Origin of the sequence: Nocardia sp. NPDC056541, from assembly GCF_042794235.1 — a bacterium.
Classification (GTDB): Bacteria; Actinomycetota; Actinomycetes; order Mycobacteriales; family Mycobacteriaceae; genus Nocardia.
In genome coordinates this window covers 543,273-560,568 of the sequence record NZ_JBHTUD010000001.1, presented here as the reverse complement: position 1 = coordinate 560,568, position 17,296 = coordinate 543,273, and the positions used below count along the sequence as shown (strand labels likewise).

The window sequence follows — 17,296 nt, the reverse complement described above, 5'->3', positions numbered from 1 at the left end:
GCTGCACCAGGTTTCATCGTTACGGCGGGCGTGATATCGGATCGCCGCGGGCCTTCGGGTCGGTTTCCGATCGCGCCTCGGCTCGCGGTAACGCGAATCGGATTGTATGGTTCACACAGGGCTGTCCCAGTCACCGGAGTTGTTGACGGACGGACAGTTTGTGTCACTCTGGTCCCGAATCGTGTGTGTGCCAACAACATTGACGTTGCGAGCGCCGACCCGACCGTATCGCGGTCGACCCCACGCATCGCCGGATGACTCCCGAGGTGGCTACCCCGGGCAGCTCCGCGACTCATGAGTTCGCCCCCGGATTATCGCGATGACGCGGAAGCCGTTGTAGTGCAGGCGATTACGCCGCACACCTGGAACCGGCAGTCGGCTGTCGCTGCTGTGTTCCCCGCCTGAAGTGTCCGTAAACCATTGTGGTACAGCACAATTGTAGGTTTCAAACTTGGAACATGTTGGAATGCTTGACATCTCGAGCTTCCTCTACAAAACTACCCGTCGGTAGCCAGCGAACGGGACGCTCGACCCCGTCGGCTGCGAGAGGTGACTCCCTACGACTGCCCCGCCGGAAACTCCATAAACCCGTGTCCGGCAGTTGCCGGTGAACCTCTCCGCATCGTGACCACACCAAAGGAGCTCAGCGCTATGGATAATCCCGCGCTACCCGCAGCACAGCACTCGGGTGACCAGCACTCGGGCGACCAAGTGGTGGTCATGCCCAGACCGGCCGGACCGACCGAGCAGCTGGCGCTGGTCACCGCACGACTGCGGGAACTGCTCATCACCGGTGAGGATTTCGACGCGATCTACACCCACATCCTGGCCGCTCCCGGCAAACGGGTGCGGGCCCGGTTGGTCCTGGCCTGCGCCGGGTTGCTCCCCGATGCCGCCGACACCGCTGCCCCGCTGGGCGACGCCGTCGACCTGGCCTGCGCGATGGAGATGCTGCACGAATCCTCGCTGGTCCACGACGACATCTGCGACGGATCGCTGCTGCGCCGCGACGCACCGTCGGTGCCCGCCGCGTTCGGCGTGCGCACCAGTGCCCGCGCCGGCTTCCACCTGGCCGGCGCATCGATGCAGGTCGTCGCCCGCGTGCTGACCGACAACCCCGAGGTCTTCGCGCGGGTCGGTGAGGCGCCCGGCATCACCTACGCCGACCGGCTCTCCGATCTGTCCTACGGTCAGCTCATCGAGACCCTGCCGCCCTCGATCGACGAGGTCGCGCTGCGCCGCCACTACGAACTCGTGGCAGGGGCCAAGACCGGCACCCTGTTCCGGCTGTCGTGCGCGTACGGCGGCACCGCGGGTGGGGTCGATCTCGACCGGCTCTACGCCCTGATGGAATACGCCGACCAGCTCGCGCTCGCCTTCCAGATCATGGACGACGTCCGCGACATCGAGGGCGGACCGGGCCTGGGCAAGGACGCCGGCGGTGACCTCGAACGCCGGGTGCCGACCTGGCCGGTCATCGAATGGCTCGGCTCGCGGCCCGGCGCCCGCGAAATGTGGCTGGACGCAGAGATTTCCAGCGCGACCCTGCAGGAAGACCTGGTCGAGAGCGGTGCCACCAAAGCGGCCCGCCTGGTCGCGATGGACGCCACCGAGAAGGCCACCCGCGCACTCGACGTCTTTCCCCCTTCCCTCGCGCGCGACGACCTGCGCGAACTTCTCGAGCAGGTGATCTCCCGATGAGCTCAGCACGACTTCCCCTCCTGATCCGCGGACTGCGCAACCTACGCCGCGCACCGGATCTGGGCGCACTGCGCGCCGCGCGGTCACCGCAGGAACTGGCCGCGCTCGCGCTGATCCCCGCGGGCCGCAACCTGGGCATCGCCGTCGGTCTGCTGCCTGCGACCTTGCGCGACGAGGCCACCGCAGCGCTGCTCGCCTGTCGTGTGCTCGACGCTTTCGAAGACCTCAGCGATCGCGCGGTAGCCAGCGGCGCCGTGCTGGCGGCAGTGGATTACCTCAACGGCGCGAGCGACACCCTCCCACCGCCGCTGCCCGCGCTCGAGGGCAAGATCCGCGACAGCGAAGCCGTCGACCGGGTACTCGCCGAGCGCATCGCCGACATCAGGGCGCTGCTCGCGGCGTTGTCCGAGCAGGGTCGCGAGCGGGTCGGGCTGGTGCTCACCGATGTGGGCCGGGTCATGGCGCGCAATATCGACGCACCGCTGACCCGCGTCGCCTACAGCGAAGGCGTGCTCGGCCGGATCACCCACTACGCCTGCGCCCTGGTCGCCGAAGATGTGCTGCCCGAAGCGGATCTGCGGGAACTGACCGGTTGTGTCGCCGTGATCGCCCAGTCGGCCAACGACCTGCGCGACAACGAACTCGCGATCTACGGCGCCGCCGACCGTGAGGAACTCACCCGGATGGTGATGCTGCGCCAGCTCACCCCCGCCCTCGGCGGCTTCGCGCTGCTGGCCAAGCTCGGTCCCGGCACACCGAGCCTGGGCGCGCGGGCGGCGATGGCGTACATGACGATCACGACCTCGGCGTTCCTGTGTGGCGCGGTCGGGGCGCCCGCACCTTTCCGGCGCCCGGTCGCCGCGGCCACGCTGGCCGCCGCCTCGTCCACCTACTGGACCACGATGCTCGAGCGTGTGCGCCGCAGTGGCGACGCCGCGATCCATCAGATGCTCGACGCCTCACCGGATTTCACCACCGGCTCGGCGTCGGCCTCGCAGGTGCTCGGTGCGGGCGACCTGGCTTCGACGGAAACCTCGTTGATGCCGCTGATCGTCGACACCACCTTCGCGCTGGTGCAAACCCTGCCCGAAGGCCGCCTGACCGGCGAACTCTCCGACTCGGCGATCCGCACCATGATGATCGCCGATCACCTGGCCTTCGGTGCCATGGAGCGGGTGCCGAGCCACGAACCCGACGCGATCCGGGCGCTGGCCACACGGCTGCAGCTCGCCGCTCTCGACAACAGCAGCCACCAGTAGTCGAGGAACACCTCCTCGATGATCGTCACTACTAGCGAAGGAGCTCTCCCATGAGCACCGGAACGCCCGTCGCGCCCACAGAGAAACCGCCGTTCAGCCGGCGCGTGTTCAAACTCGAGCACGCATCCAACGTCGGCCCGCTGCTCCACATCGCGTTGTGGATCGGCATGACCGCAGCCGCGCTGTTCATCCCCGGCACCTCCACCTGGTACATCGCGGTACCGCTGATCATCGTGCTCTCGCTGCTGAACCTCTCGCTGACCATCGGCGTGATGCACATGCACACCCATCGCCCGCTGTTCGTGTCCAAGTTCCCCAACCGGGTGGTCGACATCCTGTGCTGCCTGCCCGGCAACCTGACCGCGGCCGAGATGCGCGAGGTGCACGTCCTCAACCATCACCGGTTCAACGACGGCCCGGGCGATGTCACCGCGACCACCGGCCTGGACAAGGGCATCGGCGCCCTCTGGTACTGGGTCCGCTACGGCATGGTCGTCAAGATCCACACGGTGCGGACGGTGTTCGCCGCGAACCCGGCGCCGCGCCGTCGTAAGACGCGTCACCAGTTCATCTTCGATCTCGCGGTGTACACCCTCGTGATCGGCTCTGTCTGGTACGTCGCGGGCTTCGAGAAGTTCGTGCTGTTCTACTGGGTGCCGTTCCTGATCACCCAGGTCAACGCCGGCTACTTCGCCTGGCTGAGCCACGCTCCCGCACGCGGATTCACCGATGAGCCGAGCACCTCGCTGAACAACGCGGGCAACATCCTCAACTTCCTGATCTTCAACCAGGGCTACCACAGCGTGCACCACCGCTACCCCGGCATCCACTGGAGCCAGATCCCCGACAAGCTCGACTACATGCGTGACGTGAACCCCGGCGTCATCGTGCCGTATTGGATGGTGGCGCAGTCGGGTTGGCGTCTGGTCGTGCCCGGCGGCTTCCTCAACGAGGGGTACGGCAACAAGTGGAAGGCGCGCCTGGAGTCGCGTCTGGAAGCGGGCACCGTTCGCTCACGCTACCTGCCGTGGTTCGCATGGATCTGATGTCACCGCAACAGGTTCGGGGCGTGGTGACGAGCCCCTCGCGGCTCGTCCCGTTCCTGTTCTCCTTCGCCGTCTACGGTTTCGCCGGCATCACGGTGCCGCTGATGCTGCTGTTCGCCGGCGGCTGGTGGCTGCCCAAGACGGTGGACAAGGGACCGCACCTGTCCGCGGTCCCCGCGATCGCGATCGACCTGGTGCTGCTCGCGCTGTTCGCGCTGCAGCACTCGGGCATGGCCAGGCCCTCGTTCAAGGCGTTCATCACCCGCTGGGTGCCCGAGGCGCTCGAGCGCACCGTCTACATCATCGGCGTGTGCCTGGTGATGTGGGTGATCATGCTGGCGTGGCAGCCGGTGCCGCACGTGCTGTGGTCGGCCGACGGCGCGCTCGCGGTGGTGCTCGACACCGGGTTCTGGATCGGCTTCGTGCTGGTCTACGCGGCTACCCTGCTGCTGAACCACTTCCACCTGCTCGGCATCAGTCAGGCCTACCGCCAGTACGTGATCCAGGTACCGGACGCGACGGTCGACCGTCTGCAGGTGAACGGCGTCTACAAGCTGGTTCGTCATCCGCTGATGACCGGTCTGCTGGTGTCGTTCTGGTTCGCCAGTGAGTTCACCGTCGGACACCTGGTGTGGGCGCTCGGGCTGACCGGGTACATCCTGCTCGGAACCTACCTGGAGGAGCGCGATCTCATCGCTCGGTTCGGTGCGTCCTATCGCGCGTACGCCGCGCAGGTGCCCGCGTTCTTCCCGTCCGTGCGCGCCATTTTCGGCCGATCGTCTCGGTAACCGGCACGGCCGGGCCGAGTCTGGAGAGGAATCGTCGTGAACAGTCCCGTTCGAGAACGTACTGAACACAGCTCCACAGCGACCGGCCCGGTCCGTGGCGTGGGCCGAGCCCACGCCAAGGCGATCCTGCTGGGTGAGCACACCGTGGTGCACGGGACGCCCGCCATCGCGTTTCCGCTGCCCACCCTGTCGGTGCGGGCGGTCGCGCGTCCCGGCACCCCCGGCGGCGTCGTCGAGGTTCCCGAAGGGCACTTCGGGTTCGTCGCGGGCAACCCGAATGCCGCGGAGAACACGTTGTCCGGACCGCGCGTAGCGGTCGAGGAGGCGTTGCGGCGCTGGGGCCTGACCGGCCATATCGCCGATGTGGTGATGGAGTGCGACATTCCGCTCGCTCGCGGGCTCGGCTCGAGCGCGGCGTGCGCCGGCGCGGCCGTGCGTGCCGTCGCCGACCTGCACGGCCGAACCGTCGACGCCGCCACGCTCTACGAACTCGTGCAGTGCGGTGAACAGGTCGCGCACGGCAGAGCCAGCGGCATCGATGCGAGCGCGGTGCTGGCCGACGGCCCGATCCTGTTCCGCGAGGGCACCGCCACCGCACTCGATATCGGTCTCGACGCCGCGCTGGTGATCGCCGATACCGGGGTGCCCGGGTCCACCCAGCACGCGGTCGCCGGGGTGCGCCGCACGCTCGACCGGGACCCGCGGTCCGCGCGCCGCGTGCTGACCAGGGCCGGCGAGCTGATCGGCGGCGCCGCGGCCGATCTCGCGGCGGGCGACGCCGCGTCGCTGGGCCGGGCGATGCTCGACTTCCAGGACCTGCTCGCCGAACTCGGCGTGAGCACCCCGCATATCGACACACTGGTCGCCGCGGCGCTGGAGGCGGGCGCGTACGGCGCCAAGCTCACCGGCGCCGGTCTCGGCGGCTGCGTCCTCGCGCTCACCGAGACCGGTGACGCGCGCACGGTCAGCGCCGCGTTGCGCCGCGCAGGCGCGGTACAGACCTGGACGGTCCCCACCCGCAGCCTGCGTTCAGGCGCGGAGTCCCTATCCGTCTCGACCTCGGAACACGGTGTCAATCCATGACTTTCACTCCCGCATCACCCGCGGTCGCCGAGCGCGGCGCCGTGACCGGGCCGTCCGCCGAGTCGGTCGCGTACCCGAACATCGCCCTGGTGAAGTACTGGGGCAAGCGGGACGAAGCCCTGTTCCTGCCCGTCACGGGCAGCCTGTCGATGACCCTCGACATCTTCCCGACCACCACATCGGTGCGGGTGATCGAGGGACCGGCCGATGTCGTCGAGTTCAACGGTGTCGCGGCCACCGGAGCCGCGCGTACCCGCATCGAGACGTTCCTGGATCTGGTGCGCGCCAAGGCCGGTCGTGCCGACCGTGCGATGGTGGTGACGTCCAACGCCGGGCCCACCGGCGCCGGTCTGGCCTCCTCGGCGAGCGGCTTCGCGGCCCTGGCCACCGCTGCGGCGGCCGCCTATGAGCTCGACCTCGACGGTCGCGTCCTGTCGCGACTGGCCCGGCGCGGCTCCGGCTCCGCCTCGCGCTCCATCTTCGGTGGATTCGTCGTCTGGCACGCCGGTGACGGCGAAGGCGAAGCGGGGGACCTGAGTTCGTTCGCGGAGCCGATCGGCGGCGACGAATTGGATCCGGCTCTGGTGGTCGCCGTGGTGAACCAGGGCGCGAAGGCCGTCTCGAGCCGGGTCGCCATGCGCGAGACCACCGCCACCTCGCCGTTCTATCGGCCGTGGGCCGATTCGTCGGTGCTCGATCTGACGGAGATGCGCAAAGCCATTGCACGACAGGACCTTCCCGCGATCGGGGAGATCGCCGAGCGCAACGCCCTCGGCATGCACGCCACCATGCTCACCGCTCGACCCGGAATCCGGTACCTGTCGCCGCATTCGATCGCCATCCTCGACGCGGTCCTAGCGCTGCGCGCCGACGGGATCATGGCCTACGCCACGATCGACGCGGGTCCGAACGTCAAAGTGTTGTGCTCGCGTGCGGACGCGCCACTGGTCGATGCCACCCTGAACGGACTCGGCGATTTCGTCACCACCCGGATCGCGCACATCGGTCCCGGTGCGTCGCTGACCACGGCCGGTGCACCGGCGGCGGGTGGCGATCGATGACCAGTTGTCGCGCACCGGGCAAGCTCTTCATCGCCGGTGAATACGCTGTGGTCGAGCCGGGACACCTCGCGGTGCTCACGGCGGTCGACCGCTACGCGACCGCCACGGTCACGGCGGCGGATCCCGGCGACGGCATCACCTTGCACTCGGATCTGGACGGCGGTGTCACGCTGTCGTGTGGGCGTCACGGTGACGAATTGGCACCGATCTCCGATGCTGGTGTACCAGCGGCATTTTCCTATGTCTTCGCGGCCGTTTCGCTGGTTCACCGGCTGCTCCTGGAACGGGGCGTCCCCGTCTCCGACTTCCGGCTGAGCGTCACCGCCGACCTCGGCGACGCCGATGGTCGCAAGTTCGGCTTGGGGTCCAGCGCGGCCGTCACGGTGGCCACCGTCGCCGCCCTCGGGCAGCACTTCGCCCTCGGGCTCGATCCCATGGACCGGTACCGGCTGGCCATGCTCGCCACGATCGCGGTCAATCCGCGCGCTTCGGGCGGCGATGTCGCCGTGAGCACCTGGGGCGGCTGGCTCGCCTATCGATCCCCGGACCGTGCGCAGGTGGCGGCCTCGCTGGCCCGTGACGGCGTCGACGCGACCCTGCGTTCCCCGTGGCCGGGCCTGTCGGTGCGCCCGCTGCCCACCCCGACCGAGCTCACCCTGCAGGTCGGCTGGACCGGGAACCCGGCCTCCACACCGGCGCTGGTCGCCGGCCTCGACGGCGACCGCAGCACCTTCCGGGCGCACAGCAACGAGTGTGTCGAACGGCTGGTCGCCGCCATCGAGGCCGATGACTCCCGCGCCGTGCGAGTCGAAATCGACAGCGCGCGAACACTGCTCGTCGATCTCGACGCGACGTCGGGCCTGGGCATCATGACACCGCGTCTGCACGCACTGTGCGACGCGGGCGCCGCGGTGGGTGCGGCGGCGAAGCCCTCGGGCGCCGGTGGTGGTGACTGCGGTATCGCGCTCATCGAACGCACCCGCCCCGCGGCGATCGCCGAGCTCACCGGGCGCTGGATCACCGCCGGAATCCGCCCGCTGCCCCTGCGAACCCACCTTGTCGAAGGGGACCCACGATGATCGCCGATCGCAAGGACGACCACGTTCGCCACGCGGTGAACCACCACCGCCAGGCCACCGGAGTCAGTGACTTCGACTCCGTCACCTTCGTCCACCACGCCCTCGCCGGCATCGATGCCGAGGATGTCTCCCTGGCCGTCGAAGTCGCGGGAAAGCAGTGGAACACACCGCTGTTCGTGAACGCGATGACCGGCGGCAGCACCAAGACCGGCGAGATCAACCGCCAGCTCGCCATCGCCGCGCGCGAGACCGGCATCCCCATCGCCTCGGGCTCGATGAGTGCCTACTTCCGTGATCCCTCGGTCGCGGGCACCTATCGCGTGCTGCGCCAGGAGAACCCGCACGGATTCGTGATGGCCAACGTCAACGCGAACGCGACCGTCGACCAGGTGCGCAGCGCCATCGATCTGCTCGAGGCCGATGCGTTGCAGATCCATCTCAACGCCGTGCAGGAAGTGGTCATGCCCGAGGGCGACCGCTCGTTCGGGGCATGGCCGCGCCAGATCGAACGCATCGTCGCCGATACCGCGGTGCCGGTCTTCGTCAAGGAAGTCGGGTTCGGCCTGAGCAGGCAGACCGTCACCTGGTTGCGCGACGCGGGTGTGTCCGTGGCCGATGTAGGCGGCCGCGGCGGCACCAACTTCGCTCGCATCGAGAACGATCGGCGCGTGGGCGGTGACTTCGGGTTCATCGAGAGCTGGGGCCAGTCCACCCCGAACTGCCTGCTCGACTGCGCCGGCATCCCCGGCATCGACATCGCCGCCACCGGTGGCATCCGCTCGCCACTGGACATCGCGCGCGCACTCGCGCTGGGCGCCGACGCGACCGGCGTCGCGGGTGCGTTCCTGGAAACGCTGGTCAGCCACGACACCGCTGCCCTGGTCGACAAGATCGGGACCTGGCTCGACCAGTTGCGCACCATCCTCACCGTCCTCGGCGCTCGCACCCCCGCCGATCTGGTCGGCGCCGACCTGCTCGTCACCGGCGATGTCGCGAACTTCTGCCTGCTTCGCGGCATCGACGCCGCAGCACTTGCCCACCGGAGCCCCTGGTGGCGTGAATCCGAAAATCGAGAAGGAGTCACCCATGAATGACATGTCGTACGCGGCGGTGCCGCTGCAGTGGGTGGGGCCTGTCCGCATTACCGGAAATGTCGTCGACGACGCCGTCGACGTTCCCCTCGCCACCTACGAAACCCCGCTGTGGCCCTCGGTCGGGCGCGGCGCGCGCATCAGCACCCTGGCCGAGAAGGGCATCGTCGCGACGCTGATCGACGAGCGGATGACGCGCTCGATCCTGCTGGAAGCCGACGACGCGTACACCGCCTACACCACGGTCGGGCAGTTGGAAGGCCGCATGGCCGAGCTCCAGGAGGTGGTCGCCGGCAGCAGTCGTTTCGCCCGGCTCATCGACCTGCACCACCAGATCACCGGCAACCTGCTGTTCCTGCGCTTCGAGTTCACCACCGGTGACGCGTCGGGCCACAACATGGCGACCCTGGCCAGTGACCACCTGATGGATCACATCCTGTCGACCATGCCCGGGGTGCGCTACGGCTCGATCTCGGGCAACTACTGCACCGACAAGAAGGCCACCGCGGTCAACGGCATTCTCGGTCGCGGCAAGAACGTGATCACCGAACTGCTCATCCCGCGCGAGGTGGTCGAGCAGCGCCTGCACACCACCGCGGCGCAGGTGACCCAGCTCAATATCCGCAAGAACCTGATCGGCACCCTGCTGGCGGGTGGAATCCGTTCCGCCAACGCGCATTACGCCAACATGCTGCTCGCGTACTACCTGGCGACCGGCCAGGACGCCGCCAATATCGTCGAAGGATCCCAGGGCATCACCCATGCCGAGGATCGTGACGGCGACCTCTACTTCTCGTGCACCCTGCCCAACCTGATCGTGGGCACGGTCGGCAACGGCAAGCACGCGAGTTTCGTCGACGAGAACCTGGAACGCCTCGGCTGCCGCGAAGACCGGCAGCCCGGCGAGAACGCCCGACGCCTCGCGGTGATCGGGGCGGCCACCGTGTTGTGCGGGGAGCTGTCGCTGATGGCGGCACAGACCAACCGCGGTGAATTGATGCGTGCCCATACCCAATTCGAGCGGTCCACCACGAGCAACGGAAGCCCACGATGACAACTACACCGGTCGGTATCCACGACCTCTCGTTCGCCACCACCCACTACGCTCTCGATCACGCCGTCCTCGCCGAGCGACTCGGCGTGGATCGCGACAAGTTCTACCTCGGCATCGGCCAGGAGAAGATGAGCGTCGCCGCCGCCGACGAGGACATCGTCACCATCGCCGCGGCCGCCGCCAAGCCGATCCTGGAACGGCACGGCACCGACAACATCCGCACCGTGCTGCTGGCCACCGAGACCGGTGTCGACCAGTCCAAAGCCGCTGCGCTGTACCTGCACTCGCTGATCGGGCTGCCCAACGCCGCCCGCGTCGTCGAGCTCAAGCAGGCCTGCTACGGCGGCACCGCCGGGCTGCAGTTCGCCGCGGGGCTGATCGCTCGCGACCCGTCGCAGCGGGTGCTGGTCATCGCCGCCGACATCGCGAAGTACGAACTCGACACCCCGGGTGAGCCGACCCAGGGCGCCGCCGCTGTCGCGATGCTGGTCACCGCGGATCCGGCGATCCTGGCGCTGGACCCGATTTCGGGCCTCTACAGCGCCGACATCATGGACTTCTGGCGTCCGAATTACCGGACCGAGGCCATCGTGGACGGCAAGACCTCGGTCAACGCCTACCAGAAGGCCGCCCAGGAGGCCTGGTCGGACTACCGCCGTCAGGGCGGTCGTGAGCTCGGTGAGTTCGCCGCGTTCTGCTACCACCAGCCCTTCACCAAGATGGCCTACAAGGCGCACCGGCATCTGCTCGAAAGCCAGGGCCACACCGCCGACGCCGACGCGATCGAGGCCGCCATCGGTACGACGACGACCTACAACCGCACGGTCGGCAACAGCTACACCGCCTCGCTGTACCTCGGCCTGGCCTCACTGCTCGATCACGCGGACGACCTCACCGACAAGGCCCTGGCCATGATCAGCTACGGATCGGGCAGCGTCGCCGAATTCTTCAGCGGCACCGTGACGCCCGGCTACCGCGAGCACCTGCGGACCGAGGCGAATCTCGCCGCGATCAGCTCGCGTGAGCTGCTCGGCTACGAGCACTATCGGGCACTGCACGAGGCCACTTCGCCCAGTGACGGCGCGTACCACGCCATGGCCGAGGAAACGCGGCGCCCGTTCCGGCTGGCCGCCGTCTCCGGTCACAAACGCATCTACGAATCCCGCTGAGGTCGCCCCATGAGCAGTAACGACACCCGCCACGTCCAGGTCATGATCGTGGGCAGCGGGCTCTCCGGCCTGGGTACCGCGATCCGGCTCAGCCAGCGTGGCCTGTCCGATTTCGTGGTCATCGAACGCGGCCCCGATGTCGGCGGAACCTGGCGCGACAACACCTATCCCGGTGCGGGCTGCGATGTGCCCTCACACCTGTACTCGTATTCGTTCGCGCTCAATCCCGACTGGTCCCGGTCGTTCTCGCCCCAGCCCGAGATCGAGCAGTACCTGCGCACCGTGTCCGAACGCTACGGCGTTCGTGACAAGCACATCTTCGACTGCGCGCTGACCGGCGCCCGCTGGAACGACGCCGACGGCCGGTGGGACATCGAGACCAGCAAGGGCACCTTCACCGCCGATTTCATCGTCTCGGCGGCGGGTGTGCTCGCCGAGCCGAATCTGCCCGATATCAAGGGTATTTCGAGCTTCGAGGGCGAGATCTTCCACTCCGCGCGGTGGAACCACGACGCCACCCTGGCCGGCAAGAAGGTCGCCGTCATCGGCACCGGTTCCTCTGCGGTGCAGATCGTTCCGTCGATCGCGCCCGAGGTGGAGCACCTCGACGTGTACCAGCGCACCGCCACCTGGGTGATGCCGCAGATCTCGCGGCCGTACCTGGGACTGGAACGCTTTGCCTTCAAACGTGTTCCGGGCCTGCAACGGTTCATCCGGGCGCTGATCTACATCACGCGCGAGCTGTTCGTGATCACGCAGGTGAAGTATCCGTGGACCGGTATCGTGCTCGAGACGGTCGGGCGATTCAAGATGCGCTTCGAGATCCGTGACCCGGAGCTGCGCCGAAAAGTGCTGCCCCAGCACCGGATCGGCTGCAAGCGCATGCTCGTGTCGAACAAGTTCTACGGCGCGCTAGATCGCGACAACGTCGACGTCGTCACCGACGGCATCGCCGAGGTCCGCAGCGGTTCGATCGTGTCCGAGGACGGCACGGAGCGGGAGGTGGACGCGATCGTGCTGGCCACCGGCTTCCACGTCGCCGATTCGCCGACCTTCAACCTGTACACCGGTCGCGACGGCCGAACCGTGTCCGAGGCAGCCGATGCCGAGGGCTACCAGATGTACAAGGGCACCACGGTCGCCAATTTCCCGAACATCTTCTTCATGCTCGGCGCCAACTCCGGGCTGAACTACACCTCGCTGATCTACATCATCGAATCCCAGATCAACTACATCGTCGACGCGATCACCACGATGGAGCAGCGCAACCTGCAATCGTTCGAGGTCCGTCTGGACGCGCAGGTCGAATACAACGAGCAGTTGCAGCCGAAGATGGCCCGCACCGTGTGGGTCAACGGCGGCTGCACCAGCTGGTTCCTCGACAAGCACGGCAACAACTCGGCGCTGTGGCCGGACTTCAGCTTCAAATATCGGCGAATGGTGCGCACTTTCGACATCGACGCCTACGACACCACGACGAAGACACGATGACCGCACCGTCGACGCGTCACACCCGCGTCGCGATCATCGGCGCCGGCTTCGCCGGGCTGGGTGTGGCTGTTCGGCTGCGCCAGCTGGGGATCACCGACTTCGTCGTCCTCGAGCGGGCGAGCGATATCGGCGGTACGTGGCGCGACAACACCTATCCCGGCGCCGGGTGCGATGTGCCGTCGCAGCTGTATTCGTACTCGTTCGCCCGCAATCCGCACTGGACGCATTCGTTCTCGACACAGCCGCAGATCCAGCGGTATGTCCAGGACGTGGTCGACCGGCACGGGGTGCGCGACTCGATCGTGCTGGGCTGCGAGGTCATCGGCGCGCGCTGGAACAACGACACCGCGCGCTGGGAGATCCAGACCAGCGACGGCTCCTACACCGCCGACATCATGGTGTCGGCGGCCGGCCCGCTGAGTGCACCGAAGCTGCCCGACATCAAGGGCATCACCACCTTTCGGGGGGCGATGTTCCACTCCGCGCGCTGGGATCACGAGTTCGAGCTCGCGGGCAAGCGGGTCGCGGTGGTCGGCACCGGTGCGTCCGCGATCCAGATCGTGCCGTCCATCGCGGGCGAGGTCGCCAAGCTCGACCTGTATCAACGCAGCGCACCGTGGGTGTTGCCGCGCATGGGACGCAAGTACTCGTGGCTGGAACGCCTCTACTACCGGCGTGTTCCGGGTGCGCAGCGGTTGGCGCGGATCGGCGTGTACTGGGTGCGTGAGTCGTTCGTGCTCTGGCAGTCCAAGTACCCGCCGTTCGCCGACTTCTTCTCGCGCGGTGCGCGATTGAAGATGTGGTGGGTGATCCGGGACCGGGAGCTGCGTCGCACCGTCACGCCCGGCTACCGCCTCGGGTGCAAGCGCATGCTGGTCTCGAACGTGTACTACCCCGCGCTGGCCCGCGACAATGTCGAGGTCGTCGCCGACGGCATCGCCGAGATCCGCGAGCAGTCGATCGTCGCGAACGACGGCACCGAGCGTGAAGTCGACGCCATCGTGCTGGCGACGGGCTTCCGGATCGCCGACTCGCCGACCTACGACCTGATCAGCGGGCGCGACGGCCGCACGCTGTCCGAGGTTTTCGGTGCCGAGGGGATGAGCGGGTACAAGGGTACGACCATCGCGAACTTCCCCAACATGTTCCTGATGATCGGCCCGAACTCCGCGCTGAGCTACACCTCGGCGATCTTCACCATCGAATCCCAGATCAACTACATCAGCGCCGCGATCACCACGATGGCGGCCGATGGGCTGCGCACGGTCGAGGTCAAGGCGGACGCGCAGGCCGGCTACAACCGGGACCTGCAGAAGAAATTCGACGGCACCGTGTGGAACGCCGGCGACTGCACCAGCTGGTTCGTCGACGAGGACGGCCACAATGCCACGCTGTGGCCGGACTTCAGCTTCCGATTCCACCGGCTGCTGAAGAGCTTCGACGTGGCGGCCTACGAGACCACTCCGGTCAGAACGAGTTCTGCCGGGAGCTGACCGCCGGCGGTCGGGAGGAGGCGCGCAGCGGGTTCGCGGTGGGGAAGGTGATCGAGGGCAGGGTCACCCACATGCGCACCCGGGTGCCGCTCTCGTCGTGGTCGAAGGTGAGGTCCTCGGTGAGCACCCGCATCATCTCGACGCCGCGACCGCGATAGCCGGGATCGGTGGGAGTGGGAATCCAGTTGCCGTTGTCGGCGATCTCGAGGACCACCCGGTCACCGTCGCAGCGGGCCGTCAGGCTCACGCGGCCCGGTTCGGAGTCGCGGTAGGCGTGTTCGACGCTGTTGCTGCAGGCCTCGTTGGCGGCCGCGACGAGGTCGGCGGCCAGGTCGTGCGGGACCGCGGCGGTGGCGAACCAGCGGTAGAGGCCGCGGCGCACGCCGGCCAATTCGGTGGCGGCGGCGGGAAAATCGAGGCTCAGCGGCTCCGGGGGCTGACGGTAGACGACCATGGCGACGTCGTCGTCGTAGCCCGCGGGCGGGCACAGCCGCGACAGCACGGCGTCGGCGACGTCGCGGGGGAGTGCGGCGCCGGTTTCGCTGAGCACTTCGGCGATCTTGACGAAGCCCTCGGCGATGTCGTACCCGCGCTGCTCGACCAGGCCGTCGGTGAACAGCACCAGGGTCGCGCCCGGCGGGAGCGCGGTCGTGGCCTCGGGCCTGCGCGGCGTGTCGAAGGTCGCCAGGGGAACCGCGCGTCCACCCTCGAGGATCCGGCCCGGCCCACCGGGAGGCGCGAGGACCGGCGGCATGTGGCCCGCGTTCGAGTACCGCACCATCCCGCGCTCCGGGTCGAGCACCGCCGCGCACACCGTCGTACACATGGCGCCCGGGATCCGGGACGCCACGGCGTCGAGTTCGGCGAGCAGCTGTGCCGGTCCGGCGCCGCGCAGCAGCAGAGCTCTTGCCGCGGTACGCAATTGGCCCATCACCACCGCGGCCGACAGGCCACGGCCGACGCAGTCGCCCACGACGACGCCGATGGTGCCGTCACGCAACGGCACCACGTCGTACCAGTCGCCGCCGATCTCCAGCGGTGGCAGGGCGGGTTCGTAGTGCACCGAGAAACGGGGCGGCAGTTCGATCGGTCCGAGCATCGCCCGCTGCAGGGTGAGCGAGGTGGCGCGCGCCTGATCGAAGTTGCGGGCGCGCTGCAGTGCGACGCTGAGATGGCCGACGAGCAATGAGTACAGGGCCCAGTCGGCGGCGCTCACCGCGCGCGGCGCGCCGAAGCGCACCCACAGTGCCGCGTCACCGGTCTCGCCGAGCGGTGCGACGACCGCGTCGACCCCGCCCTCGTCACCGGTGATGGCCGACAGGCCACGGGCGGATTGCCTGCGCGAGCGATCGAGCAGCGCCTGGGTGTCGTCGTCGAGTACAACGGGGCCGTCCGCGCGCGGGCCACTCTGCCGCATCGGCGTCGCGGTGAATTGTGACGCGGTGGCGATGGTTTCGGGAGCGGGCTCCGCCTCTTCGCTGCCCGACGGCGTCACGCCGCAGGAGTAGACATCGGGGCGCCCGGTCCGGCTCGGCCAGATCGCGACCAGCGCGGTCTCGGCGCCCATGGTCCGGCGCAGCTCGTCGAGTCCGACCGCGAGGACCTCCACCATGCTCGTCGCGGCCCCGACGGCGGTGGCCAGACGCGAGGCGGCCTGGTCGCGGGCCTGTGCGTCGTGTTCGGCGGTCACATCGCGCACGGTGCCGACGAAGATCCGCTCGTCGTTCTCCTGCTTCACCAGCGAACTCGCGCTCACCGCCAGCCAGCGTTCCCGGCCGTCGCGATGCCGCACCGGCATCACGAATCGCGCTGCCTCCGTGCCGATCTGGGGGTAGCCGGTGCGATCGCTCAGTGCCCAGGGGTGCGGTAGCGGGAACGGCACCTCGGTGGCGCCGTAGCCGGTGAGTACCCCGAACGCGGAGTTCACCTCGACGATGGTGCCGTGGTCGTCGGCGACGAAGAACCCGTCCTGCAACGATTCGACGAGCGCGGTGCGAAACGCGTCGCGGCCTTCGAGATCCTCCGCGCGGGAACGCTGTTGCTCGTAGCGGCGAGTGCCGTCGAGATAGCCGCGGGTGGCGATATCGAGGGCCGCCATGGTCTGCAGCAGGAATTCCAGTGCCACTTCGGCGCGGCGCGGATCGGCCTGCGTGCCTGCGTCCTCGGCGACCGCCCGGAAGTGATGCTCGGTGAGATCGAGCAGGCTGATGCCCTCCACGAGGGCCCGCCTGCCGAGGTCGTAACCCTCCGAGAGGCCGGCCTGGCCTGGTGCGGCGACGTGGCGGCGCATGGCCGCCGAATAGTCGTCGAGAAATGCGACCAGGACAGCGCTCATCGGCAACCTCTCATCGGCCGGGTCGGTGCGAACAGAACGCGGTCTCGGGGCCTCACGGGCACGGCCCACGGAAACGCGCCGCGAGCACCAGCGCGTCGTCGGTGTCCTTCGCGTCGCGGGCGAGCAGATCGCCCGCGATGGCAGTGGCCGGTTTGGCCAGGTCCAGCGATTCCGGGCCGACCGCGACGATCCCGTCGGTCGCCATCAGCAGCAGATCGCCGGGGCGGATCGGCAGCGTCTGCGGCTGCAGGTGCGAGGGCAGCCGGTACCCGACGATGCCGCCGGTGAGCAGCATCGTGGCCCGCAGCTCCGGACCGGCCGGGCCGAGGGTGAGCAGTCGCGAATCGACGTTGCCCACGCCGAGCCATTGCAGCGTCTCGCCCGGCTCGATCAACGCCAAAGACACTGCGGCGCCGCGAGTTTCGACCATCGCGCGATGACAGAGCACCATCAACACATCCAGCGGTTCGCCACAGTTCTCGGTGAGGATGACCGTCGCGCGATCGGCGGCCTCGGCCGCGGGCGCACCGTGACCGAGCCCGTCGAGCACCGCGAACAGCACACCGGCACCGGTGTCGAGCACGAGCGCGCGGTCACCGGAGACGTCCTGGCCGGGCAGCGCCCGACCGGCCGTCGACCACTCCAT

At 68.3% G+C, this 17,296-nt stretch carries 14 protein-coding genes; 12 read left to right on the top strand and 2 right to left on the bottom strand.

Annotated elements, in window-relative coordinates; translation table 11 throughout:
* The first annotated feature begins 651 nt into the window (after window positions 1–651).
* Genes ACFQ9R_RS02585 through ACFQ9R_RS02530 form a run of 12 tightly spaced genes read left to right on the top strand, consistent with a single transcriptional unit; the run spans window position 652 to window position 14,315 of the window.
* Entirely contained in the window at window positions 652–1,701 is a 1,050-nt protein-coding gene (locus ACFQ9R_RS02585; RefSeq protein ID WP_378656323.1) for a polyprenyl synthetase family protein, read from the top strand.
* Window positions 1,698–2,960: a hypothetical protein gene (locus ACFQ9R_RS02580; protein ID WP_378988264.1), complete on the top strand. Its 1,263-nt coding sequence runs from the start codon at window positions 1,698–1,700 to the stop codon at window positions 2,958–2,960. Before ACFQ9R_RS02585 ends, ACFQ9R_RS02580 begins: the two co-directional genes overlap by 4 nt.
* 50 nt (window positions 2,961–3,010) lie before the next feature.
* Complete coding sequence (locus ACFQ9R_RS02575; protein WP_378988261.1) at window positions 3,011–4,006, top strand: fatty acid desaturase; 996 nt, start codon at window positions 3,011–3,013, stop codon at window positions 4,004–4,006.
* Window positions 3,997–4,794, top strand: coding sequence for a methyltransferase family protein (locus ACFQ9R_RS02570; protein ID WP_378627342.1), 798 nt, complete (start codon window positions 3,997–3,999; stop codon window positions 4,792–4,794). Before ACFQ9R_RS02575 ends, ACFQ9R_RS02570 begins: the two co-directional genes overlap by 10 nt.
* A 36-nt stretch (window positions 4,795–4,830) precedes the next feature.
* Window positions 4,831–5,877, top strand: a complete 1,047-nt coding sequence (mvk, locus tag ACFQ9R_RS02565; RefSeq protein ID WP_378988258.1) for a mevalonate kinase — start codon at window positions 4,831–4,833, stop codon at window positions 5,875–5,877.
* Entirely contained in the window at window positions 5,874–6,938 is a 1,065-nt protein-coding gene (mvaD, locus tag ACFQ9R_RS02560) for a diphosphomevalonate decarboxylase (protein ID WP_378988255.1), read from the top strand. The genes mvk and mvaD overlap by 4 nt, the downstream gene beginning before the upstream one ends.
* On the top strand, window positions 6,935–8,017 hold the full coding sequence (locus ACFQ9R_RS02555; protein ID WP_378988252.1) for a phosphomevalonate kinase: 1,083 nt from the start codon (window positions 6,935–6,937) through the stop codon (window positions 8,015–8,017). Before mvaD ends, ACFQ9R_RS02555 begins: the two co-directional genes overlap by 4 nt.
* Entirely contained in the window at window positions 8,014–9,111 is a 1,098-nt protein-coding gene (fni, locus tag ACFQ9R_RS02550; protein WP_378988249.1) for a type 2 isopentenyl-diphosphate Delta-isomerase, read from the top strand. The genes ACFQ9R_RS02555 and fni overlap by 4 nt, the downstream gene beginning before the upstream one ends.
* Window positions 9,104–10,162, top strand: coding sequence for a hydroxymethylglutaryl-CoA reductase (locus ACFQ9R_RS02545; protein WP_378988246.1), 1,059 nt, complete (start codon window positions 9,104–9,106; stop codon window positions 10,160–10,162). Before fni ends, ACFQ9R_RS02545 begins: the two co-directional genes overlap by 8 nt.
* Entirely contained in the window at window positions 10,159–11,331 is a 1,173-nt protein-coding gene (locus ACFQ9R_RS02540) for a hydroxymethylglutaryl-CoA synthase (RefSeq protein WP_378988243.1), read from the top strand. The genes ACFQ9R_RS02545 and ACFQ9R_RS02540 overlap by 4 nt, the downstream gene beginning before the upstream one ends.
* Window positions 11,332–11,340: 9 nt before the next feature.
* A complete protein-coding gene (locus ACFQ9R_RS02535; protein ID WP_378627352.1) occupies window positions 11,341–12,822 on the top strand; it encodes a flavin-containing monooxygenase in 1,482 nt (493 codons plus the stop codon).
* The gene (locus ACFQ9R_RS02530; RefSeq protein ID WP_378988240.1) at window positions 12,819–14,315 is read left to right on the top strand and encodes a flavin-containing monooxygenase; all 1,497 of its coding nucleotides are present in this window, start codon (window positions 12,819–12,821) and stop codon (window positions 14,313–14,315) included. Before ACFQ9R_RS02535 ends, ACFQ9R_RS02530 begins: the two co-directional genes overlap by 4 nt.
* Here the strand turns inward: ACFQ9R_RS02530 and ACFQ9R_RS02525 are convergent.
* Window positions 14,290–16,650 carry a SpoIIE family protein phosphatase gene (locus ACFQ9R_RS02525; RefSeq protein WP_378988237.1) on the bottom strand — a complete coding sequence of 787 codons (2,361 nt, stop codon included), beginning with the start codon at window positions 16,648–16,650 and terminating at the stop codon, window positions 14,290–14,292. The genes ACFQ9R_RS02530 and ACFQ9R_RS02525 overlap by 26 nt on opposite strands.
* A gap of 52 nt (window positions 16,651–16,702) precedes the next feature.
* Window positions 16,703–17,296 (bottom strand): SpoIIE family protein phosphatase, encoded by a 594-nt coding sequence (locus tag ACFQ9R_RS02520; RefSeq protein ID WP_170112222.1) that lies wholly within the window; start codon window positions 17,294–17,296, stop codon window positions 16,703–16,705.

Bases quoted from the DNA above. Each gene is read 5' to 3' on its own strand.
- ACFQ9R_RS02545 (WP_378988246.1), top strand. From the start codon at position 9,104: ATGAATGACATGTCGTACGCGGCGGTGCCGCTGCAGTGGGTGGGGCCT.
- mvaD (WP_378988255.1), top strand. From the start codon at position 5,874: ATGACTTTCACTCCCGCATCACCCGCGGTCGCCGAGCGCGGCGCCGTG.
- ACFQ9R_RS02520 (WP_170112222.1), bottom strand. From the start codon at position 17,296: ATGGAGTGGTCGACGGCCGGTCGGGCGCTGCCCGGCCAGGACGTCTCC.
- ACFQ9R_RS02525 (WP_378988237.1), bottom strand. From the start codon at position 16,650: ATGAGCGCTGTCCTGGTCGCATTTCTCGACGACTATTCGGCGGCCATG.
- fni (WP_378988249.1), top strand. From the start codon at position 8,014: ATGATCGCCGATCGCAAGGACGACCACGTTCGCCACGCGGTGAACCAC.
- ACFQ9R_RS02585 (WP_378656323.1), top strand. From the start codon at position 652: ATGGATAATCCCGCGCTACCCGCAGCACAGCACTCGGGTGACCAGCAC.
- ACFQ9R_RS02535 (WP_378627352.1), top strand. From the start codon at position 11,341: ATGAGCAGTAACGACACCCGCCACGTCCAGGTCATGATCGTGGGCAGC.
- ACFQ9R_RS02580 (WP_378988264.1), top strand. From the start codon at position 1,698: ATGAGCTCAGCACGACTTCCCCTCCTGATCCGCGGACTGCGCAACCTA.
- ACFQ9R_RS02530 (WP_378988240.1), top strand. From the start codon at position 12,819: ATGACCGCACCGTCGACGCGTCACACCCGCGTCGCGATCATCGGCGCC.
- ACFQ9R_RS02555 (WP_378988252.1), top strand. From the start codon at position 6,935: ATGACCAGTTGTCGCGCACCGGGCAAGCTCTTCATCGCCGGTGAATAC.
- ACFQ9R_RS02540 (WP_378988243.1), top strand. From the start codon at position 10,159: ATGACAACTACACCGGTCGGTATCCACGACCTCTCGTTCGCCACCACC.
- ACFQ9R_RS02570 (WP_378627342.1), top strand. From the start codon at position 3,997: ATGGATCTGATGTCACCGCAACAGGTTCGGGGCGTGGTGACGAGCCCC.
- ACFQ9R_RS02575 (WP_378988261.1), top strand. From the start codon at position 3,011: ATGAGCACCGGAACGCCCGTCGCGCCCACAGAGAAACCGCCGTTCAGC.